Origin of the sequence: Amycolatopsis ultiminotia, assembly GCF_039536925.1 — a bacterium.
GTDB lineage: Bacteria > Actinomycetota > Actinomycetes > Mycobacteriales > Pseudonocardiaceae > Amycolatopsis > Amycolatopsis ultiminotia.
In genome coordinates this window covers 50,997-72,409 of sequence record NZ_BAAAZN010000029.1, presented here as the reverse complement: position 1 = coordinate 72,409, position 21,413 = coordinate 50,997, and the positions used below count along the sequence as shown (strand labels likewise).

Here is a 21,413-nt window from a genome sequence, read left to right as displayed (position 1 = left end):
GCGGAGCATGTGCGGAATCGCCGGCTGGGTCGCGTATGAGAGCGATCTGACCCAGCGCCAGGAGGTCGTCGATGCCATGACCGAGACCATGGCCTGCCGTGGCCCGGACGACCGGGGCACCTGGGTGCGCCGGTCGGTCGCGCTCGGGCACCGCAGGCTCGCGATCATCGACCTCCCCGGCGGGCGGCAGCCGATGAGCGTGCGCACGCCGAACGGCGAGGTCGCCATGGTCTACAGCGGTGAGGCCTACAACTTCACCGAACTGCGCGAGGAACTGACGAAGCTCGGCCACCGCTGGGAAACCGACAGTGACACCGAGGTCGTGCTGCACGGCTACCTCGAGTGGGGCACCGAACTGGTGGACCACCTCAACGGCATGTACGCCTTCGCGATCTGGGACGAGCGGGACCAGAAGCTGGTGATGATCCGCGACCGGATGGGCATCAAGCCGTTCTACTACTACCCCACCCGGGACGGGGTGCTGTTCGGTTCGGAGCCCAAGGCCATCCTCGCCAATCCGCTGGCCCGCAAGGTGGTCGACGCGGACGGCCTACGTGAGCTGTTCGCCTTCACCAAGCAGCCGGGCTGGTCGCTGTGGAAGGGCATGTACGAGGTCCTGCCGGGCACCGTGGTCACGGTGACCCGAGACGGCATCAACACCCGCACCTACTGGCAGCTCGACGCCCGCCCGCACACCGACGACCAGGAAACCACCGTCGGCAAGGTGCGCGAGCTGATGACCGACATCGTCAACCGGCAGCTGGTCGCGGACGTGCCGCGGTGCGTGCTGCTGTCCGGCGGACTGGATTCGAGCGCGGTCACCGGCCTCGCCGCGGCGCGATTGTCCGAACAGGGCGAGCAGCTGCGCACGTTCTCCGTGGACTTCTACGGACAGGAGGAGAACTTCCAGCCGGACGAAATGCGCGACACCCCGGACTCGCCCTACATCCGCGATGTCTCGCAGCTGGTCGGATCCGCGCACAAGGACGTGATGCTGAACCCGTCCGAACTGTCCGATGTGGACGTCCGACGCGCGGTGATCCGGGCACGGGACATCCCGGCCGGGCTCGGTGACATGGACATGTCGCTGTACCTGCTGTTCAAGGCGATCCGCGCGGAGTCCACGGTGGCGCTGTCCGGCGAGTCGGCCGACGAGGTGTTCGGCGGCTACCGCTGGTTCCACGACGAGGCCGCGGTGAACGCGGACACCTTCCCGTGGCTGGCCTTCCGCAACTCACTGACCGAGCGGCGGGAAAGCATGCTCACCAAGCGGCTGGACGCCACCCTGGACCTGGACTCCTATGTGGCCGACCAGTACCGCACCGCGGTCGCGCAGGTCGAGGGCCTCGACGGCGAATCGGCCCGCGAATCCCGGATGCGCACCATTTCGAACCTGCACCTGACCCGGTTCGTGCGCCAGCTGCTCGACCGCAAGGACCGGATGTCCATGGCGGTGGGCCTCGAAGTGCGGGTGCCGTTCTGCGACCACCGGCTCGTGGAGTACGTCTACAACGCGCCGTGGTCGCTGAAAACCTTCGACAACCGGGAAAAGAGCCTGCTGCGGCACGCGACGAAGCACGTGCTGCCCGCGTCCGTGCGGGACCGGGTGAAGAGCCCGTACCCGTCGACGCAGGACCCCGGCTACGCGGTGGCACTGCAGTCGCAGGCCAAGGAGATCCTGGCCGAACGCGACCACCCGGTGTTCCAGGTGATCGACCGGGACTGGCTGCACCGGATCGGCGAAGTGGACAGCAGCACCATCGACAGCCGCCAGCGGGTCGGCCTCGACCGTTCGATCGACCTGTACCACTGGTTCGAAATGTACTCACCGGAACTGCAGGTGGACTGACCACCGGCCGGCCACGGCCCCCGTCCCCGGCAGGGACGGGGGCCGGGATCTGTCCGAACCGGACGCCCCGCGGTACCTGTTCGACCGGACCATCGAGGAAGGGATCGAGGTCGGCTTCCTCGTCAACAACGCCGGCGCCGGGGTGGCGGGAGCGACGGCGGACGCGGACGCGGCGAGCGTTTCGGCGATGCTGCGGCTCAACGCGGAGGCCGTCGTGGAAAACACGATCCGCTTCCTTCCCGGCATGGTGTCGCGTGGCCGTGGGGTGGTCGTGAACGTGTCGAGCACGGGCACTTTCCAGCCCGTGCCGCACATGGCCGCGTACGCGGCGAGCAAAGCCCTGGTGCAGTCGTTCACGCTGGGCACCGCCGCCGAGGTCGCGGCAGCGGGCGTCCGGATGCTGGCGCTGTGCCCCGGGGTGACCGCCACCGGGATGTACTCGAAAGGTCTGGTGCCCGCGGTCGGTGGGCTTCGCACCCCGGAACAGGTTGTCACGACCGCCTTCCGGGCGCTGGCCAAACGCAAGGCCTCGGTCGTGGACGGCAGGCGGAACGCGCTGTTCGCCAGGGCCGGCAGGCATCTGCCGGAGCGGGCGAGCCTGGCGCGGGCCGGGCGGCTGATGCGGGCGGGCAGCGCCGGCACGTGAATACCGTGGCACCGACGGGGATAGGCGCACCGGCCGGGAAACCCGGGAACGATTCCCCGACGCCGCCGAGGCCCGCTCCCCGTTCCACGCACGCACCGAACGGGAACTGCTGCGGCGGCTGATCGGCAAGACGGTGCCCAGCACCGGGGCCGCCACAGTGAGCCGATCCGGGGCGGTGCCGGAGCCGTGCTCACCCGGGGAGGGCGTTCACAGCTCCAGCCGGGCATCCACGTTGGCGCCGTGCACGTCGAGGTCCGCGCCGGTGCCGCGGAGCAGCCGGTGGGCGGCGGTGTTGTCCACCGTGGTCGTCGCGACGAACCGGGCGGCGCCGCCGTCGCGGGCCGATTCGAGCAGGACTGCGGCCACCCGGCGGCCGATGCCGCGACCGCGGATCGAACGGATGAGCCACACGCCTGCCTCGACCTCCAGCGCGCTGTCCGCGGAGACCGGCCGGAGCCGGGCCGCGCCCACCGTGGCGCCGTCGAACTCGACCACCCAGGTGCTTTCGATGGCGGTCTCCGGATCCAGTGAACGCCGCCGGTGAAAGGCCAGGAACACCTCGCGCCGGTGGTCGGTCCACCCTTCCGGACCGTCCACCGGAGGCATCACCTCGAGCGGATCGGCCTCGGCGACCGCGGCCGCCAGCAGCCTCGCCAGACCCGGCTCGTCGAGCGGGATCAGGGCGATCTCGGATTCTCCGGCGACAGGCACGCCCGGCAGCTTGGCACACGACGATCCCCTGCGCTACCCGTTGATCCGGCAGACCACCCCGCCGTGCTCAGGTCCGGACTTCGGCCACCGCCACCGGACGGTGTTCCCGGCGGGAAAGCTCGCAGGCCTCGGCGATGCGGAAGGCCTCGAGGGCGTCCGCGACCCCGGCCGGGCTCGTCCGGGTACCGGCCGCGACTTCGAGGAAGACCTTCAGCTCCGCGGAGTAAGCAGGACCGAACCGGGCCATGAAGCCGGGGTAGGGCGGACCGGGCAACGGCGCGGTGTCCGGTTCGACGGTCCGCAGCGGTGCCCGGTCGTCGAGGCCCACCACCGCGTTCCCGGCCGAACCGAGTGCTTCGAAACGCACGTCGTAGCCCGCGCCGTTGTAGCGGGACAGGCAGACCGTGGCGAGCGTGCCGTCGTCCAGGGTGAGCGTGGCCGACGCAGTGTCCACGTCACCGGCTTCGGTGAAGAACTGCTCGCCCTTGTTGCGCCCCACCGCGTAGACCTCGTCGACTTCCCGGCCGGTGACCCAGCGGATGATGTCGAAGTCGTGCACCCCGCAGTCGCGGAACAGCCCGCCGGAGTGCGCCACGTACTCCGCCGGCGGCGGCGCCGGGTCCAAAGTGGTCGCCCGCACCGAATGCAGCCAGCCCAGCTCGCCGCTTTCCACCGCGGCCCGCGCGGCCAGGTAGCCCGCGTCGAACCGGCGCTGGAACCCGATCTGCACCGGGACCGCCGAACCGGAGATCCGGTCGATCACCGCGAGCGTGCCGGGGATGTCCGCGGCCACCGGTTTCTCGCAGAACACCGGGATCCCGGCGTCCACCGCGCGGATGATCAGCTCCGGATGCGCGTCGGTGGCCGCGGTGACGACCAGTCCGTCGAGACCGGCGCCGAACAGTGCGTCGAGCCCGTCGACCGCCGCCACGCCGAGTTCCGCCGCGATCGCTCTCGCTCGCCCGGCGTCGACGTCGGCCAGCACCACCGACGACACCTCGGCGAAATCCCGGAGCGTCTCCGCGTGCGCCGCGCCGATCCGCCCGGTGCCCGCCAGTCCCACCCTCATCGTCCTGCCTCCTGGTCCTCGTCCCGGTGGCGCGCGGTGGTGTTGCGCACCACCAGCGACGGGTGCAGCAGGTGCCGCACCGGTTCGGTCCGCTCGCCGCGCACCCGTTCCAGCAGTGCTTCGAGGGCGAGCCTGCCCATTTCGGTCCGCGGCTGGTCCACAGTGGTCAGACAGAGGTGCCGCAGCGAGGCCAGCGAGGTGTTGTCGTAGCCCACCACCGAAACGTCCTCCGGTACCCGCAGCCCGTTTTCGGTCAGCGCGGAAATCGCGCCGACCGCGTTGAAATCGTTGCCTGCCAGCAAAGCGGTCGGCAGACCGGTCCGGTGGTAGCCGGACAGCAGCTCCTGCACCGCCTTCTCGCCCGCGGTGTCGGTGTGCTCGCTGCGCACCACGATCGGTTCCAGCCCGCGTGCCCGCATCGCCCGCCGGAAGCCACGACGGCGGGCGGCGGCACCGGCCGCTCCCCCGCCGTCCAGGTGCGCGATCCGCCGGTGTCCCAGCCCGATCAGGTGCTCGACGGCCAGCGCGGAACCGGCTTCGCCGTCGTCGTTCACCGTGTCCACGCCGCCGAGCCGGGAGGTGCGCGAGACCAGCACCACCGGGCACTGGCGCGCGGCGGCTTCGATCTCCGCGGCCGGGACCACCGGTGACAACAGCACGATTCCCGCCGGGCGAAAGGAAAGCAGGCTGCGCAACGCGTTTCCCTCCCGGGCAGGCACCCGGCCGCCGGTGTTGAGGATCAGATCGAACCCGGCTGCCTGCGCTGCCGCGTCCAGGCCCTCGACCACGTCGGCGAAAAAGGCGTTGCGCAGGTCGTTGACCATCACACCGACCACAGTGGACGTCCGGCTGGCCAGCGCCCTTGCCATCACATGCGGCGAATATCCCAGTTCCGCGGCGGCCTTCCGCACTGCCGCCCGTCGCTGCGGGGAGACTTTCGGCGAATCACGCATCACCAGCGACACCAACGCGCGGGAGACACCGGCGTGCGCGGCGACGTCCGCCATGGTGGGTTTCCCCATCCGGCGGTCTCCCGGTGACGTGCTCACGGGCCGGAAACCCCTCCCTTGACTCGATGTGCCGGACGTTACAAGATTAGAGCGCTCTAATCAAGCAGACGCCCGACCGGCCCCTCGGGTGGCGGAGAGGTATTCATGACAGCTGTGCCGAAGATCCGTGTGGCAGCCGCCCCGATCTCCTGGGGCGTCTGCGAGGTACCCGGCTGGGGCCGGGTGCTCGACGCTTCGACCGTGCTCGGCGAGATGGCCGGGCTCGGTATCGCCGCGACCGAGCTGGGCCCGCCCGGCTATCTGCCGCGTGATCCGGCCGAGCTGAAAGCACTGCTGGCGGACTACCGGCTGCAGCTGGTCGGCGGCTTCCTCGCCGTGGCACTGCACGAGAATCCGGACGCCGCGGTCGCCGAAGCGGCCGAATCCGCCGCACTGTTCGCCGCGTGCGGCGCGGACGTGCTCGTGCTCGCCGCGGCGACCGGGCTGGCCGGTTACGACGAACGACCCTCGCTCTCCGCCGCCGAATGGTCCACTTTGGTCACCACGACCGGCCGGATCCGCGACGTGGCACGCGAACACGGGCTCAGCACCGTACTGCACCCGCACGTCGGCACGCACGTGGAGACCGCGGCCGAGGTCGAGCGGTTCCTGGCCGATTCGGACGTGGCGCTGTGCCTGGACACCGGGCACCTGCTGATCGGCGGCACCGACCCGGTCGCGCTGGCGCGCGAGCATCCGTCGCGGGTGGGCCACCTGCACCTCAAGGACGTGCGCGGCGAACTGGCCGAGGCCGTGCGCGCGGGCGAACTGCCCTACACCGAGGCGGTGCGCCGGGGTCTGTTCGTGCCGCTCGGCGAGGGCGATGTGGACATCGAGGCCATGGTCCGCTTCGTCGCCGAGGCGGGCTATACCGGGTGGTACGTCCTGGAGCAGGATACCGCACTCGGGGACGACAGCCCCATGGATCGCCCGGGACGGGATGTGGCCATCAGCCTCGCCTGCCTCACGGGCATCGCCGGCCGCCTGGCCGGATAGGGAGACGCAAGAGCGAGGAGAGACGACGATGTCCCATCGCTGGGAGCGCGCACGGCGCTCCGGCCGCCTGGTGACGGGCCTGCTGGTGACCGGCCTGGCGCTGGCGGCGTGTACCGGGCCGGCCGCCGAGCCGAAGGCGACCGCGCCCGCCGCCGCCCCGGTGGAATCCGGGCCGCTGAAGGTTTCGGTGATCACCCACGGCACCGCGGGCGACGCGTTCTGGAACGTGGTGAAGAACGGCGCGGAGCAGGCGGGCAAGGATCTGGGTGTGCAGGTCGAGTACACCGCCGACGGCGATCCCGGCGCACAGGCCAAGCTGATCGACAACGCAGTCGCGCAGCAGACCGGTGGCCTGGTCGTCTCGATGGCGAACCCGGAGGCACTGCGGCCCTCGATCGAGGCCGCGGTACGCGCCGGGATCCCGGTGATCACCATCAATTCCGGTGAGGACAAGAGCGCGGAGTACGGCGCGCTCACCCACGTCGGGCAGAACGAGTCCATCGCGGGTGTGGAAGCCGGGAAGAAGTTCAAGGACCTCGGCAAGAAGAAGCTGCTGTGCGTGGTCCACGAGGCGGGCAACGTCGGGCAGGCGCAGCGCTGCGACGGCGCGAAGACCGGGTTCGCCGGCGCCGTGCAGATGCTGCAGGTGGACATCACCAACCCGACCGACGCCGAATCACGCATCCGCGGCGCGGTGCAGACCGATCCGGCGATCGACGCCGTGCTCACGCTGAACTCGCAGGTCGCGGCGCGGGCGGTGAGCGCGATCAAGTCGGTCGGCTCGCGGGCGCAGGTCGGCACGTTCGACCTGAACTCCGACGTGGTGGCCGCGATCAAGTCCGGGGACGTGGTCTTCGCGGTCGACCAGCAGCAGTACGAGCAGGGTTACCTGCCGGTGGAGTTCCTCAAGCTCTACCGGGACAACGCGAACGTCGTCGGCGGCGGCAAGCCGGTGCTCACCGGCCCCGATCTGGTCGACAAATCCACAGTGGACCAGGTCGGCCAGTACGTGCAAAGGGGCACCCGATGACGACCCTCGACGAGCGGTTCCTGAAACCGCGGCTGGCCGACCGCCTCGTGGTCCGGCCGGAGATCGGCGCACTGCTCGGTGCGGTGGTGGTTTTCCTCTTCTTCTCCTTCGTCACGGACAAGTTCTTCAGCGCCAGCGGTGCGGCCACCTGGCTGGACGACGCGGCAACGCTGGGCATCATGGCGGTGGCGGTGTCCCTGCTGATGGTCGGCGGCGAATTCGACCTGTCCGCGGGGGTGCTGACCGCGTCCACCTCACTGGTCACCGCGATCCTCGCGACGGCGGCAGGCTGGAACGTGTGGCTCGCGCTGCTCGTGTCGCTGGTGTTCGCACTGGCGGTGGGCGCGTTCAACGGCTGGCTGGTGATGAAGACCGGATTGCCCAGCTTCATCGTCACCCTCGGCACGTTCCTTGCACTGCAGGGCCTCAACCTCGGCGTGACGCGGCTGGTGACCGGCACCGTGCAGGTTTCCGGGATGCGCTCGGCCGAGGGCTACGCCTCGTCCGGGTTCGTGTTCGCCTCCACAGTGGACATCGGCGGCACGCCGTTCCAGATCTCCATCGTGTGGTGGATCGGGGTGGCCGCGGTGGCCTCGTGGCTGCTGGTGCGCACCCGGTTCGGCAACTGGATCTTCGCCGTCGGCGGTTCGGTGGCCAGCTCGCGCGCGGTCGGCGTGCCGGTGGTGCGCACGAAGATCCTGCTGTTCATGGGTACCGCGCTGGCCGGATGGCTGGTCGGTTCGATCAACATCCTGCGGTTCGCGAGTGTGCAGGCGAACCAGGGCATCGGGCTGGAGTTCCAGTACATCATCGCCGCGGTGATCGGCGGCTGCCTGCTCACCGGCGGGTTCGGCTCGGCAGTGGGTGCCGCGATCGGCGCGCTGATCTTCGGTATGGCGCGCCAGGGCATCGTGTTCGCCGGCTGGGACAGCGACTGGTTCATGCTGTTCCTCGGCATCATGCTGCTGGCCGCGGTACTGGTCAACAACGCCTTCCGGCGACGCGCGGAAAGGGTGCGGCGATGAACGCTCCGCTGATCGAGGTCAACGACATCGGCAAGCACTACGGCAGTGTGGTGGCCCTGCGCGACGTGTCCACTGTGGTCCGTGCCGGGCAGGTCACCTGCGTGCTCGGCGACAACGGGGCGGGTAAGTCCACGTTGATCAAGATACTGGCCGGGGTGCACCAGCACGACCACGGCGAGTTCCTGGTGGACGGTTCGCCGGTGCGGTTCGCCTCGCCGCGGGAGGCACTGGACCGCGGGATCGCCACGGTGTATCAGGATCTCGCAGTGGTGCCGCTGATGAGCGTGTGGCGCAACTTCTTCCTCGGCTCCGAACCCACTGCCGGATTCGGCCCGTTCCGCGCGCTGGACCGGAAGAAGGGCCGCGAGCTGACCAAGAAGGCGCTCGCGGACATGGGCATCGACCTGCGCGACGTGGAACAGCCGGTGGGCACGCTCTCCGGCGGCGAACGGCAGTGCGTGGCCATCGCGCGGGCCGTGCACTTCGGCGCCAAGGTGCTGATCCTGGACGAACCGACCGCGGCGCTGGGCGTGAAACAGGCCGGGGTGGTGCTCAAGTACGTCGCGCAGGCCCGCGACCGCGGTCTCGGCGTCGTGCTGATCACGCACAACCCGCACCACGCCTATCCGGTGGCCGACCGGTTCCTGCTGCTCAAACGCGGGGCGGCACTCGGCTCGTACGAGAAGTCCGAGATCGGGCTGCCGGAACTGACCCGCCAGATGGCAGGCGGCGCGGAACTGGAAGCACTGGAACACGAACTGCGGCAGGTGGAATCGACGTGACCGGGTCCACCGACACGGGCTCGGCCGGGGTCAAGCAGACCGGCACCGACCCGGCCGACGCCAAGCAGACCGACACGGGCTCGGCCGTGACCAGGCGGATCGAGGCGCTCACCGTCGGCAGGGTCGGGGTCGACCTCTACCCCCAGCAGAGCGGGGTGCCGTTGGCCGAGGTGACCACCTTTGCCAAATCGCTCGGCGGTACCGCGACCAACGTCGCGGTCGCCGCCGCGCGGCTCGGCCGCCGGAGCGCCGTGCTCACCAAGGTCGGCGCGGATGGGTTCGGCGATTACGTGCGGCAAGCGCTGTCCGGCTTCGGCGTCTCGCCGGACCACGTCGGCACTTCGCCGGAGCTGCACACGCCGGCGGTGTTCTGCGAGCTGAACCCGCCCGCGGATCCGCCGCTGCTGTTCTACCGCGACCCGATCGCGCCGGACCTCACGCTCACCGGTGCCGACGTGCCGTGGGACCTCGTGCGTGAAGTGCCGCTGTTGTGGGTGACCGGTACCGGCGTCTCGGCAGAACCGGCCAGGGCCACACAGCGGAAGATCCTGGAGGCGCGCGGCCGTCGCGAGCACACCGTCGTCGACCTCGACTACCGGCCGATGTTCTGGCCGGACACCGAGGCCGCACGGGCGGAGATCGGCTGGATGCTCGACCACGTGAGCGTCGCGGTGGGGAACCGGACCGAGGTGGAAGTCGCCGTCGGCACCGCCGATCCGGACGAAGCTGCGGATCGGATGCTCGCCCGCGGGCTGCGGCTCGCGGTGATCAAGAAGGGCGCGGACGGGGTGCTGATCGCGACGCCCGAAGGACGCCGGACCGTGCCACCACAGCGGGTCGAGGTGGTGTGCGGCCTCGGCGCGGGCGACGGCTTCGGCGGCGCGCTGGTGCACGGCTTGCTGTCCGGGTGGGATCCGGTGCGGATCGCGGAGTACGCGAATGCCGCGGGCGCGATCGTGGCCGCCCGGCTGGCCTGCGCCGACGCGATGCCCACCGTCGCCGAGATCGAGGAGCTGCTGTGAAGCTGACGACGGCACAGGCCTTGGTGCGCTGGCTGCTGGCGCAGCGGTCGGAGACTTTCGACGGCGGTGAGGTGCCGCTGTTCCCCGGTGTGTTCGCGATCTTCGGGCACGGCAACGTACTCGGCCTCGGTACCGCGCTGGAGGAACACCGCAACGAACTCCCGGTGTGGCGCGGGCACACCGAACAGGGCATGGCGCTCGCCGCGGTCGGCTACGCGAAAGCCACGCACCGGCGACAGGTCGGGGTGGTCACGTCGTCGATCGGGCCGGGGGCGTTGAACATGGTGACCGCGGCGGGCGTCGCGCACGCGAACCGGCTGCCGCTCCTGCTGCTGCCGGGTGACACGTTCGTCAGCCGGGCACCGGATCCGGTGCTGCAACAGGCGGAACCCTTCCACGACGGCACCGCGACGGTGAACGACGCCTTTCGCGCAGTCAGCCGCTATTTCGACCGGATCACCCGGCCCGAACAGCTCCTCGCGACGTTACCGCAGGTCGCCCGAGTACTCACGGATCCGGCCGACTCCGGGCCGGTCACCCTGGCCCTGCCCCAGGACGTGCAGGCCGAATCGTACGACTTCCCCGATGCGCTGTTCGAACCGGTCACCCACCGGCCGCCGAGGACCCGCCCGGACCGGCGTTCGCTCACCGCGGCGGCCGCGACACTCCGCGCGGCGCAACGGCCGTTGCTGGTGCTCGGCGGCGGCGTCCGCTATTCCGGAGCCGGTGCACAGGCGCTGGAATTCGCGCAACGGCACGGAATTCCGGTCACCGAGACCACCGCCGGGCGGACCCTCGTGCCGCACGAGCACGAGCTGTACGCCGGTCCGCTTGGCATCACCGGCTCGACAGCGGCGAACGTGCTCGCCGCCGAGGCCGACGTGGTGTTCGCCGTCGGCACTCGGCTCCAGGACTTCACCACGGCGTCGTGGACCGTCTTTTCCCCGCAGATGCGCCTGGTCTCGCTGAACGCAGCCCGGTTCGACGCGGTCAAGCACGGCGCACTGGCCGTGGTCGGCGATGCCTCGGCAGGGCTGGCCGACCTCGGCGCGCAGCTGGAGAGCTGGCGGGCCGATCCACAGTGGACCACGCGGGCGGCAGGCGAACGGGCCCGCTGGGACGCGCACATCGATTCGCTGCGCTCGGCGTCGTCGGAGATCCCGAGCTACGCCCAGGTGGTCGGTGTGGTGAACGAGCTGTCCGAACCCCGCGACTACGTGATGACCGCGTCCGGCGGTCTGCCGGGCGAGCTCATCGGCGGCTGGCGTGGCTCGGGCGAGGTGAGCATGGACGTCGAATACGGCTTTTCCTGCATGGGCTACGAACTTTCCGGCGCATGGGGCGCGGCCATGGCACACGACGGCGGGCTGGTCACGACCCTGCTCGGCGACGGCTCGTACCTGATGCTCAACTCGGACCTGTTCTCGGCCGCCTTCGCCGGCCACCCGTTCGTCGCGGTGGTCTGCGACAACGACGGTTATGCGGTGATCGCACGGCTGCAGCAGGGCCAGGGTGGCAAGCCCTTCAACAACTTCTACCCCGACTGCCACACCGGACACGACGAACCACCCCGGGTGGACTTCGCCCGGCACGCCGAGTCGATGGGCTGTGCGGCCTTCGAAGCGCACTCACTTGCCGAGGTCCGCGAGGCCTACGCACGAGCCCGCTCCGTTGCACGCACAACCCGGCGCCCCGCGGTGGTCGTGGTCCGCACGCTGCCGGCCGCCTGGACCGAGGCGGGCGCATGGTGGGAGGTCGGAGTACCGGAACACTTGACCGGCCGCGCCGAGCTCGATGCCGCCAAGCCCCGCCAGGTGCGGTACCTGCGTCGTTAGGCGGGCACTCGAATACCGACACGCCTGATCGCACACCCCGGGACAGCACCGAGCTGCCGGGCTGAAACGAAGACCCCGACGCAAAGTCCGCGCTCGCGTCGAGCACACCCCCGCCCCGGATGACGCATCACGAGACATCCCTCAGCGCCGGCTCAAACCGGACCGGGCACCGTCTGGCCCAGCACTTCGGCGAGCCACGGTCGCAGGATCGGCAGCACCGCGGCGGCCTGCATCGCCCGCAGGTGGTCCAACCCGTCGAGGGTTTCGACTGTCCAGCCGCGGCCGAGCAGGTCGCCGCGGCGGTGTTCGAACGGACCGGCGATGTCCACCGTCACCCCGCCCCAGCGCTCGCCGTACTCGATCCGGTCGGCCGATCCGGCGAAGCACAGGCGCGGGCACAACGGGCGGGCGGCCTCGTCGTCGAACTCCTGCAGAGCCTCGTACAATGTCACGAACTGTCTTGTCTGCGCGGGGGACATGGTGACCTGCACGGAATCCCAGTCGCCCGGCTCCGGTCCGGTCCCCGGTGGTTCCGCTGTGGACAGTCTGTGCGTGGCACGGGTGACGGCCAGCATTTCCCGGTACGGCCCGGCCAGCGGCGGGAATCCGCCCATCACCAGTGCGTCGAGCCGGTCGGTGCGCAATGCCAGCTGCAATCCGGAAAGGGCGAGCCACGAGTAGCCGTAGTAGGCGAACCTCTCCGCGCCCACCGCATCGGCGACGGCCAGGAAATCGGCCGCGATGGCTGCGGGAGTCAGGGTGTCCGGCCGCGGATGGGCGAGCACGTGCCCCTCGTAGCCGAAGGCGACGACGCGAAATCCGTTCAGCCCGTCGATCAGCGAACGGCCGAGTGCGGGGTCGGCACCCCACTGCCGCATCGTCTCGGCCTGTTCCCCCTCGGCCGGGCGCGGGTCGAGGGGCATCAGCACCACCGGGCCATCGCCGTGCACCTCGACGGCCAGCCGGCTTCCGCCGGGCAAAGTCAGTTCGGGCATGACTCATCTCTTTACGTCGCAAACAGTCATCGGGCATGATAGTTTACGGCGTATCGAGTTGTCGAGTCTCACAGCAGGGCGGCGAATGTCCTCGCGAAGGTGTGCGCGTCCCCCGGCCAGCGAGCGGAAACGTAGTTGCCGTCCCGGACCACGAAGGCCGGCCGCTCGTCCCCCGGGCGATCGCGGAAGATGCCCGACGATGCGCGCCGATCTGCACGGGGCGCGTCGAGGAAGTCGGACGGCGAAGCCAGCGAGCGGGTCACCTCCTGCTGCACGGACAGATACCCGGGCGGCTGAGCGTCGGCTTCGAGGTAGGTGCGGTAGTAGTCGGGGTCCCAGAACCGCGTCCGGCGGGACAGCCGCCACGCGGTGGACTCGAGGCGCCAGGTCAGCGCGGTCGTGCGCCGTCCGTGCAGAACCGACCGGCCGGTCCGCGGATCGATACTCCGCGCCGCCAGGAGCACTCCGTGACAGATCGCGGCGACCGGCCGATCGTCCCGGAATGCGCCGACGACGGCCCTCTGCAGCACCGGGCTTTCCAGGTATTCGCGCATTCCGCGGGCTCGATGGCCGCCGGGCAGCAGTAGGCCGTCCCACTGACTGCCGGTGATGTCGTGCCACGGCAGGGGTTCTTGCCAGGACGCGTCGTTTTGCAGTGCTGTATAAGCGGTCCGAGCCCGTTTGTCGGCGCGCAGCAGCCGGCCGAGCACCGCGGTCCGCGCCGATTTCGCACTGCGGCTCCACGGATCGAGGCCCACGCCGGAGACCATGATCTCGTCGCATTCGGCCGGTTCACCGCCGGGAGTCGCGAAGAGCACGCGATGCCCCGCGCCGACCAGCACCGCATGGCTGACCGCCACTTCGGTCGGGTCGGAGTCCCTCGCCGGAACCGGTATCAACACAGTCGACATAGGACCTCGTACCTCTCCGAAACACCCGGGACACGATCATCGTAGAGCGCACCCGGAACTCCATCCTCACTACGACACAATCGCGACACGGCGAAGACGGCACCGCCACCGGCGAGCAGGACGGTCGAACCATGCCGGATGTCCAGCCACCCACGACCGCCGAAGCCGAGCCAGGCCCGCCAGCCACCACCGAAACCACCGCTCACAGGCCGCGCCCTGCCGCCGGACCGCATCTCCCCGCGCTCGACGGGGTGCGCGGAGCGGCGATCCTCGGGGTGCTGCTGTTCCACACCGGTCACCTGCCCGGTGGTTTCCTCGGCGTGGACCTGTTCTTCGCCCTCTCCGGTTACCTCATCACCGATCTGCTGCTCCGCGAGGTCCAGACCACTGGGAAGGTATCGCTGTCCGCCTTCTGGGGCCGACGGATCCGGCGGTTGTTCCCCGCACTGGCCACGATGCTCGCCGTGGTCACCGTGCTGGTACGAGTGTTCGCCGAGGCGGGGGTGGTGCGGACGACGCTCGCCGACGGGCCGTGGGTGCAGCTGAACCTCGTCAACTGGCACCTTCTCGCGGAATCGGCCGGCTACTGGGACCGCTTCGGCCAGGGCCGGGTGTTCGAGCACCTGTGGAGCATTGCCGTGGAGGAGCAGTTCTACCTGGGGTGGCCGGTTTTGGTGCTGATCGCGGCCGCGGTGGGACGGCGGGGCGCGGTCGAGCGCCGCGTCGCGGTCGCCGCGGTGCTCATCTCCGTGGCCTCCCTGGTGCTGATGGTCCTGCTGGTGTATCCGGCGGATCCGACCCGTGTCTACACCGGTACCGACACCCGGGCGTCCTCCCTGCTGCTGGGCGCGGCGGTAGCGACCCAGCCGGTGCGTTGCGCACTGTCGCGGGTGCCCCGGCGGTGGGCCGGGATCGCCATGCTGGTGTTGTCCGCCGGAATCGCGGCGTTGTGGGTGTTCGCCGACGGAACAGGTTCCGGATGGCTCTACACCGGTGGTCTCTTCGCGCATTCGCTGGTCGCGGCGCTGCTCATCGGGCTTTTCGCGGGGCATCCTCGTGCGCTGGTGTCGCGGCTTTTCGCCGGTCGCCCGCTCCGCTGGCTCGGGCTGGTCTCCTACAGCCTGTACCTGTGGCACTGGCCCGTTTTCGTAGTGCTCTCCCCAGCACGGACGGGACTCGACGGCTGGCCTCGCACAGCGGTGGTCTGCACGGTGTCGATCGGTCTGGCCGCACTGTCGAAGTACCTGGTGGAAGACCCGATCCGGTTTCGGGCACGCTGGGCGAGGGGCAGCCGGGGAACGCTGGTGTTCGCCGCCGCGACCGTGGCGCTCGCGGCGTTGTGGCTGGCGGTGCCGCCGCCGGCACCGCCGGCCATCGACCTCACCCGGCTCGGCTGAACAGCGGGCAGGTCCGCCGCTTTTCCGACTCCGGTGTGGATTGGACGAAGACCACCTGCGCCCGCGTCGTGCGCGACCCGCCGCTCTGCACGTGGACGCCGAGCGCAGTGCACACGATCTGGTCGATCCCGCTCGGGGTGACGTCCCGGACGGTCAGCGGGAGCCGGAGCCGGATCAGCTCCGGCGCGGTGCTCAGCTGGATCCTGGTGACCGAGACCGCCGCGATCTCCGTGTGCAGTTCCGCGTCGGGCCCGGGGCCGGTCAGCAGCAGTGACACCGCTTCCGGGATGGTGCCCAGCCGTCCGGTCTCCCGCAGCTGGGGCCGGAGGTGCCGCTGCGCGTCGAGGAAGTACAGCGTGACGCCGGGTGCCAGGCCGGTCGGTGCGTCGCCCGCGACGACCGGCCCGGACGGCTCGACGCCACATCCGGCAAGCAGCAAGGCCAGTACCACCGGCCAGATCCGTTTCACCGGCCCTCCCCCGCTCGCGGGAGGCGCAGCACGAAACGTGCCCCGCCCTCGGCGTTCTCCGCGGTGAGACTGCCGCCGTGCAGCCGGGCGTTCTCGAGCGCGATCGCCAGCCCCAGCCCGCTGCCGGGAGTGCGGGTCCGGGCGGCGTCGGCCTTGTAGAAGCGCTCGAACACCTGGGGCAGGGCCTCCTCGGAGAGCCCGGGACCACGGTCGGTGACCTCGATCCGTACCTGCGCAGCGTCCGCCGAAACCCGCACCCGCACCGGAGGCGCGCCGTGCCGCAGCGCGTTCCCGACGAGGTTGGCCACGATGACGTCCAGCCGGCGCCGGTCCAGCCCCAGCACGATGTCCTGCTCCGCGGTCAGCTCGACCTGCTCGGTCCAGCCCCGCGCGCGCAGGCAGTCCCGCACCGCGGTGACCACATCCACCTCCTCGATCCGTAGCTGTGCAGTGCCGGCGTCGAACCGGGAGACCTCCATCAGGTCCTCGACGAGCCGGACCAGCCGGTGGGTCTCGGTGATCGCCAGCTGCGCGGATTCGCGCACGTCCGGCTCCATCCCGCCGGCCGCGGTGGCCAGTACCTCCATGACCGCAGTCAGCGTGCTGAGCGGCGTGCGCAACTCGTGGGAAACATCCGCGGCGAACCGCCTGGCGTCGGACTGCATCCGGTGCATCGCGGTCATCGACGTCTGCACCGACTCGGCCATTTCGTTGATACTGGCGGTCAGCTGGGCCAGTTCGTCAGCACCTTGTGGAGGCGAACGTGCGTCCAGATCGCCTTCGGTGAGCCGGCGTGCGGTGTCCCGGAGTTCCCGCACGGGACGGAGCACACTGCGCGCGGCCAGCAACGCCAGCACCACAGCGAGCGGCAATGCCACCCCGGCGGTGCTGCCCGCGGTCGTGGTGAGCCCGTCGATCTGCTGCTCGATGCCGGTGAGATCGTGCGCCGAGTACACCTCGATCCCGGACGGAGTGCGGGCGCCGTCCGGCACGGTGATCATCACCGGCGTGCCGAGCACCAGCCACGGCGTGCCGTCCACGGTAATCCGCTCCGCGACGAGCCGCTGCTGGGTGCGCACGGCGGCGCGGAGCGCGTCGGTGGCGAGGTCGGCACCGCCTTCGGAGCGCAGGTTTCGGTAGGTGACCAGCGCGTTCGGGCCGACCGCCGTGCGCAGCCGGTCGAGCGCGTCCTGGTCCGGCGGGTAGGTCAGCTGGGGCGCGCTCGCGTTGATCTGGCCGGCGAGGGCGGCGCTGACCCGTTGCTGCGTCGAATTCACCAGCGCGGTGCTCGCCGACCCCGCGCTCGACCAGGCCGCGACCGCCGCGCCGAGCACGGTCACCAGTACGAACGCGACCAGCAGCCGGGCCCGCAATCCCCGCGGCCGCCACCGGCTCGGCCGGCTCAGCCGCATACCGGCCCGAACCGGTAGCCGAACCCGCGGACCGTCTGCACGTAGACCGGGTTCGCCGGATCGGTCTCGATCTTCGCCCGCAGCCGTTGCACGCAGTTGTCGACCAGCCGGGAGTCGCCGAGGTAGTCGTGCTCCCAGACCGCTTCCAGCAGTTGCCTGCGGCTGAACACCCGGCCGGGGCCGCGGGAGATCGTCAGCAGCAGGCGCAGCTCGGTCGGCGTCAGCGACACCTCCCGGTCGCGCAGTGACACGGTGAGCGCGGCGGTGTCGATCTTGAGCTCGCCGTGCGCGCGGACCCCGTCGGAACCGCCGTTGGTCCGGCGCAGCACGGCGCGGATCCGCGCGTCCAGCACCGTCGGCTGGGCCGGTTTGACGACGTAATCGTCCGCGCCCGCGGCGAGCCCACTGACGACGTCGAGATCGTCACCGCGGGCGGTGAGCATGATCACCGGGACGTCGCCGTCCTGCCGGATCTGCCGGCACACCTCGAAGCCGTCGATGCCCGGCAGCATCAGGTCGAGAACCACGAGTTCCGGTGTGCACGAACGGAACGCGGTGAGCCCGGCCTCCCCGGTTCCCGCGCTGCGGAGGTCGTGCCCGTGCCGGGACAGCGCGAGCTCCAGTCCGCGCCGCACCAGCGGATCGTCCTCGATGAGCAGTATTGCGGCCACGGGTCCAGTATGGACAACGCGGGGCGGCCACGCCGGGCTCTCGGCTGCTCTTGCGACACAACCGCGACACGGCGGCGAGGTGTCCGGGACGTCTCGACCGCACCATCGAAGCCATGATCAAGACTCGCACTCTCGTGCTCGGCCTTGCCGGGCTGCTGCTGACCGCGACCGCCTGTTCGGAACCGTCCGCCGCCACCGGGAATCCGGGACTGTCCAAGGTTCTTTTCCTCGGTGACTCCATCGCGGTGGGCGAAGCCCTGCCGATGGCCGCCGCCTTCCGGGCGGCCGGTGTCGGCTTCGAGTCGATCGCCTCGGACGGCGGCGGGAACGTCGTGGGACCGTTCTCCGCGGAGAACTGGAAGAAACTGCCCGGCAAGATCGCCGCCGCCGAACCGGCCGTGGTGATCTACCAGTCCACCACCTACGACTGGGGCAGCGAGCGGGAACAACAGGACGGCTACCGGAAGCTGCTGGCCACGGCCGGCCGTTCCGGCGCGAAGACGGTGTTCGTGACCGCCCCGCCGATCCGGGCGGACGAGTTCTACCAGCCGCACATGGCGGAGCTGAATCGCACGCCGGACGTGGCCCGGACCGTCGCAGCCGGTTCCGGAGGACAGGCGAGCGCGCTGGACGCCGGCCAGGTCTGGGGCCCCGCTTATCACCAGGTGAAGGACGGCAAACCCGACCGCAGCGCGGACGGCATCCACACCTGTCCGCAAGGGGCGGCCCGCTTCACCCGTTGGCTGCTCGCGGAACTGGCGAAGCAGTACCCGGGTTTCCAGCCCCCGGCGCCGGAAAGCTGGGCCAACACGGGCTGGTCCGGGGACCGGCACTTCCAGGGCTGCTGACCCGGGTCACTTCCCCAGCAGCCGGCGGATTTCGCGGACCGCCGCGCGGCCGGCACGGTTGGCCCCGACCGTGCTGGCCGAGGGGCCGTAACCGACCAGATGCAACCGGGGCTCGGCGACCACCCGCGTGCCGTCCAGGCGGATGCCACCGCCGGGCGCCCGCAGGTGCAGCGGGGCCAGGTGGTCGATCGACGCTCGGAAGCCCGTCGCCCACAGGATGACGTCGGCGGGCTCGAACCGGCCGTCGGCCCAGACGATGCCTTCGGGGACAAGATGGTCGAACATCGGCAGACGGTCGAGATACCCAGCCGCACGGGCCGCGCGGACCTCGGGCGTCACCGCCAAGCCGGTCACGCTGACCACGCTCTCCGGCGACAGGCCCGCGCGCACTCGCCGTTCCACCTTCGCGACCGCGCGGCGTCCCCAGTCCTCGTCGAAAGGCTCGTCGTGCCACACCGGAGGACGGCGCGTGACCCAGGTGGTCGACCGTGCGCCCGGCGCGATCTCCATGAGCAGCTGTACCGCGGACGTACCACCGCCCACGACCACTACGCGCCGATCGCGGAACTCGTCGGCCCCCCGGTAGTCGGCGGTGTGCAGCTGGCGACCGGCGAAGCTACCCGGGTAGTACGGCAGGAAGGGACGGTCCCAGGTCCCGGTCGCGCTGATCACGGCGTGCGCGGCCCACGTCTCCGCGGGCGTCTCGACCAAGAGGCGCTCCCCCACGCTGTGCACCGCGGTGACATCCACCGGACGGTGCACCGGAAGGTCGAAAGTCCGCTCGAAGCGCGCGAAGTACTGCGAAACGACTTCGCTCGCCGGCTGCGTTACGTCGGGCGTGCCGAAAGCCATGCCGGGCAGGTCGTGGATGCCGTGGACCTTGCCCAGCACCAGCGACGGCCACCGGTACTGCCACGCTCCTCCGGCGCGTTTGCCGTGGTCGAGGACCACGAAGCCGGTGTCGTTGGCGAAGCCGGCGCGGCGCAGGTGGTACGCCGCCGAGAGACCGGCCTGTCCCGCCCCGATCACCACGACGTCCGTGGTGTGGTCCGCAGTACTCATACAACGTTCAACAACTCTCCGCGCCCGGTATTTCGGGCGTCGGATCACACCGATACGCGGTTGCGGCCTGCGTCCTTCGCGCGGTAGAGCGCGGCATCGGCAGTGCGGAGGACCTCGTCGAGGGTGTCACCCGCGTCCGGGTAGCAGGCGACCCCGACCGACACGGACAGTCCGCTGATCCGCACCGCACCACCCACCGCGACGGTCAGTTGCCCCACGGTGTTGCGCACCCGTTCGGCCACGCCGAGCACGTGCGTACCACCGGTGGCCGGCAGCAGCACCACGAACTCCTCGCCACCGAACCGGCCGACGGTGTCGGTCTGCCGCACCGAGCGCTCGATCGCCAGAGCCACCGCGGCGAGCACCTCGTCACCGGTCAGGTGGCCGTAGGTGTCGTTGATGCGCTTGAAGTAGTCGAGGTCGATCATCAGCACGGCGAACCCACTGCCCTGTCCACGGCGGCGCGCGCGGGTGAACTCACGAGTGGCCAGGTCGTGCCAGCCTGCCGTGTTGAGCAGACCGGTCTTCTCGTCGGTCACGGCAGCCACCTGGAGCTGCTGTTTCAGCAGCAGGTACCGGTGCAGGAGCAGAAGCGGCGGCAACACGAACACCACCAACACCGGCTGCCACACGAGCGTGAGCGCGGCGAGTCCGCCGAGACACAGCGTGGCCAACTCGAAGGCGTTGTCCTCCCAGGTACCGATGAGGTCCGCGGGCGAGCGGCTGTTCGTGTACAGGAAGATCCCGGCTGCGACGAGCCCGGCGTTCACGACCTCGAACACCGCGGCCGCGAGGACCAGCGCGCCGAGGCCGTACCAGCTGTCGATGCCCACGTTGTCCAGTCCGCCGACTGTGAGCACAGCGGAGGCCGCGAAGCACGACAGCATCGCCCACGCGGTACTCGCCGCGAAGCGGTGCGCAGGACGCGTACGTACGTTTCGCCACACGCGCAGCCACAGGTGCAGGTACAGCACGAGCGCGAGCAACGCGACCCACGCAGGCGGCAGCAGGAACGCACCAGAGAGGTACCAGACAGACGTGACGTTGATGTGCGTCTGACCGCTCATCCACCGTCGCAGCCGCTCGATCCGTCGCGACATTTCCGCCTGCGCGACCCCCACCGCGACGAGCGCACCGAACCAGACCGGCCGTACCGGCCCGCCGAACCCGGTCACCAGCCCGGTGACCGTGACCGCGACGGCCACCACCTCGCACGCCACCGCGTACCCGATCCACCGCCGCCGCGCGACCACCCACATCGCCCAGCGAGCGGGCCAGCCGCGCCAGGACATCACCGAGCCCCGCACCCCACGGGCGACAGCTGCCTGCATGGTGACGCCCCCACCCGAAAGTCCGGCCGACGAGGTGGCCCAGCGTAGCCGGTCGAGGACAGCACATCGCCGAACCGGGCGATATCCCCACACCATCTGCCCGCAGACCATGCCGTGAGTAGAGCGAGCGGGCACCACCCTCGGGCACCGGCCACGTTCGGGTAGCCGATCACGCCCCCCCATCGCAACCCACCCCAGGCCCCATCGAGCACCGCCGCAGCCCCGTTACCCCCCGTGCCCTGCCCGACGAGCACCCCACAACTCAACACTGAGCGGACCCCAACACCGCCTTACCCATGCCAG

20 protein-coding genes are annotated in these 21,413 nt (G+C 70.4%); 10 read left to right on the top strand and 10 right to left on the bottom strand.

All coding sequences use genetic code 11. The features are described from left to right. The first annotated feature begins 7 nt into the window (after positions 1-7). Positions 8-1,849, top strand: a complete 1,842-nt coding sequence (gene asnB / locus ABD793_RS39905; RefSeq protein WP_344868839.1) for an asparagine synthase (glutamine-hydrolyzing) — start codon at positions 8-10, stop codon at positions 1,847-1,849. A gap of 49 nt (positions 1,850-1,898) precedes the next feature. Then, complete coding sequence (locus tag ABD793_RS39900; RefSeq protein WP_344868873.1) at positions 1,899-2,495, top strand: SDR family NAD(P)-dependent oxidoreductase; 597 nt, start codon at positions 1,899-1,901, stop codon at positions 2,493-2,495. Between the two features lie 207 nt (positions 2,496-2,702). Here the strand turns inward: ABD793_RS39900 and ABD793_RS39895 are convergent, their stop codons facing one another. The 3 genes from ABD793_RS39895 to ABD793_RS39885 form a co-directional block, all read right to left on the bottom strand. Next, a complete protein-coding gene (locus ABD793_RS39895) occupies positions 2,703-3,206 on the bottom strand; it encodes a GNAT family N-acetyltransferase (RefSeq protein WP_344868838.1) in 504 nt (167 codons plus the stop codon). A 67-nt stretch (positions 3,207-3,273) separates the two neighbouring features. Beyond that, the gene (locus tag ABD793_RS39890; protein WP_344868837.1) at positions 3,274-4,275 is read right to left on the bottom strand and encodes a Gfo/Idh/MocA family protein; all 1,002 of its coding nucleotides are present in this window, start codon (positions 4,273-4,275) and stop codon (positions 3,274-3,276) included. After that, positions 4,272-5,297 (bottom strand): LacI family DNA-binding transcriptional regulator, encoded by a 1,026-nt coding sequence (locus ABD793_RS39885; protein WP_344868836.1) that lies wholly within the window; start codon positions 5,295-5,297, stop codon positions 4,272-4,274. Before ABD793_RS39885 ends, ABD793_RS39890 begins: the two co-directional genes overlap by 4 nt. A gap of 132 nt (positions 5,298-5,429) precedes the next feature. On the opposite strand from ABD793_RS39885, the gene ABD793_RS39880 reads away from it, so the two are divergent. The 6 genes from ABD793_RS39880 to iolD all read left to right on the top strand — a co-directional run bounded on the left by ABD793_RS39880 (position 5,430) and on the right by iolD (position 12,014). Next, positions 5,430-6,320 carry a sugar phosphate isomerase/epimerase family protein gene (locus ABD793_RS39880; protein WP_344868835.1) on the top strand — a complete coding sequence of 297 codons (891 nt, stop codon included), beginning with the start codon at positions 5,430-5,432 and terminating at the stop codon, positions 6,318-6,320. Positions 6,321-6,348: 28 nt separating this feature from the next. After that, the gene (locus ABD793_RS39875) at positions 6,349-7,350 is read left to right on the top strand and encodes a substrate-binding domain-containing protein (RefSeq protein WP_344868834.1); all 1,002 of its coding nucleotides are present in this window, start codon (positions 6,349-6,351) and stop codon (positions 7,348-7,350) included. Continuing rightward, complete coding sequence (locus ABD793_RS39870) at positions 7,347-8,375, top strand: ABC transporter permease (protein WP_344868833.1); 1,029 nt, start codon at positions 7,347-7,349, stop codon at positions 8,373-8,375. The genes ABD793_RS39875 and ABD793_RS39870 overlap by 4 nt, the downstream gene beginning before the upstream one ends. Next, a complete protein-coding gene (locus tag ABD793_RS39865) occupies positions 8,372-9,157 on the top strand; it encodes an ATP-binding cassette domain-containing protein (protein WP_344868832.1) in 786 nt (261 codons plus the stop codon). Before ABD793_RS39870 ends, ABD793_RS39865 begins: the two co-directional genes overlap by 4 nt. Positions 9,158-9,243: 86 nt before the next feature. Then, complete coding sequence (gene iolC, locus ABD793_RS39860) at positions 9,244-10,179, top strand: 5-dehydro-2-deoxygluconokinase (RefSeq protein ID WP_344868871.1); 936 nt, start codon at positions 9,244-9,246, stop codon at positions 10,177-10,179. After that, positions 10,176-12,014 (top strand): 3D-(3,5/4)-trihydroxycyclohexane-1,2-dione acylhydrolase (decyclizing), encoded by a 1,839-nt coding sequence (iolD, locus tag ABD793_RS39855; RefSeq protein ID WP_344868831.1) that lies wholly within the window; start codon positions 10,176-10,178, stop codon positions 12,012-12,014. The genes iolC and iolD overlap by 4 nt, the downstream gene beginning before the upstream one ends. 152 nt (positions 12,015-12,166) lie before the next feature. On the opposite strand, the gene ABD793_RS39850 is transcribed toward iolD, so the two are convergent. Further along, positions 12,167-13,009 (bottom strand): alpha/beta fold hydrolase, encoded by an 843-nt coding sequence (locus tag ABD793_RS39850; RefSeq protein ID WP_344868830.1) that lies wholly within the window; start codon positions 13,007-13,009, stop codon positions 12,167-12,169. 68 nt (positions 13,010-13,077) lie between these two features. Then, positions 13,078-13,920, bottom strand: coding sequence for a type 1 glutamine amidotransferase domain-containing protein (locus ABD793_RS39845; RefSeq protein WP_344868829.1), 843 nt, complete (start codon positions 13,918-13,920; stop codon positions 13,078-13,080). Positions 13,921-14,051: 131 nt separating this feature from the next. Here ABD793_RS39845 and ABD793_RS39840 point away from each other — a divergent pair, with 131 nt between their 5' ends. Next, positions 14,052-15,317 carry an acyltransferase family protein gene (locus tag ABD793_RS39840; RefSeq protein ID WP_344868828.1) on the top strand — a complete coding sequence of 422 codons (1,266 nt, stop codon included), beginning with the start codon at positions 14,052-14,054 and terminating at the stop codon, positions 15,315-15,317. On the opposite strand, the gene ABD793_RS39835 is transcribed toward ABD793_RS39840, so the two are convergent. The 3 genes from ABD793_RS39835 to ABD793_RS39825 are packed head-to-tail and all read right to left on the bottom strand — an operon-like array spanning position 15,301 to position 17,869. Beyond that, complete coding sequence (locus ABD793_RS39835; protein WP_344868827.1) at positions 15,301-15,786, bottom strand: hypothetical protein; 486 nt, start codon at positions 15,784-15,786, stop codon at positions 15,301-15,303. The two genes, ABD793_RS39840 and ABD793_RS39835, sit on opposite strands and share 17 nt — an antisense overlap. After that, positions 15,783-17,198 carry an ATP-binding protein gene (locus ABD793_RS39830; protein WP_344868826.1) on the bottom strand — a complete coding sequence of 472 codons (1,416 nt, stop codon included), beginning with the start codon at positions 17,196-17,198 and terminating at the stop codon, positions 15,783-15,785. The genes ABD793_RS39835 and ABD793_RS39830 overlap by 4 nt, the downstream gene beginning before the upstream one ends. Beyond that, positions 17,189-17,869, bottom strand: a complete 681-nt coding sequence (locus tag ABD793_RS39825) for a response regulator (protein WP_344868825.1) — start codon at positions 17,867-17,869, stop codon at positions 17,189-17,191. The genes ABD793_RS39830 and ABD793_RS39825 overlap by 10 nt, the downstream gene beginning before the upstream one ends. Positions 17,870-17,982: 113 nt before the next feature. On the opposite strand from ABD793_RS39825, the gene ABD793_RS39820 reads away from it, so the two are divergent. Then, entirely contained in the window at positions 17,983-18,717 is a 735-nt protein-coding gene (locus ABD793_RS39820) for an SGNH/GDSL hydrolase family protein (protein ID WP_344868824.1), read from the top strand. A gap of 6 nt (positions 18,718-18,723) precedes the next feature. Here the strand turns inward: ABD793_RS39820 and ABD793_RS39815 are convergent, their stop codons facing one another. Beyond that, entirely contained in the window at positions 18,724-19,779 is a 1,056-nt protein-coding gene (locus tag ABD793_RS39815; protein WP_344868823.1) for an NAD(P)-binding domain-containing protein, read from the bottom strand. A gap of 44 nt (positions 19,780-19,823) precedes the next feature. Continuing rightward, entirely contained in the window at positions 19,824-21,038 is a 1,215-nt protein-coding gene (locus ABD793_RS39810) for a GGDEF domain-containing protein (protein WP_425548846.1), read from the bottom strand. Positions 21,039-21,413 lie beyond the last annotated feature (375 nt).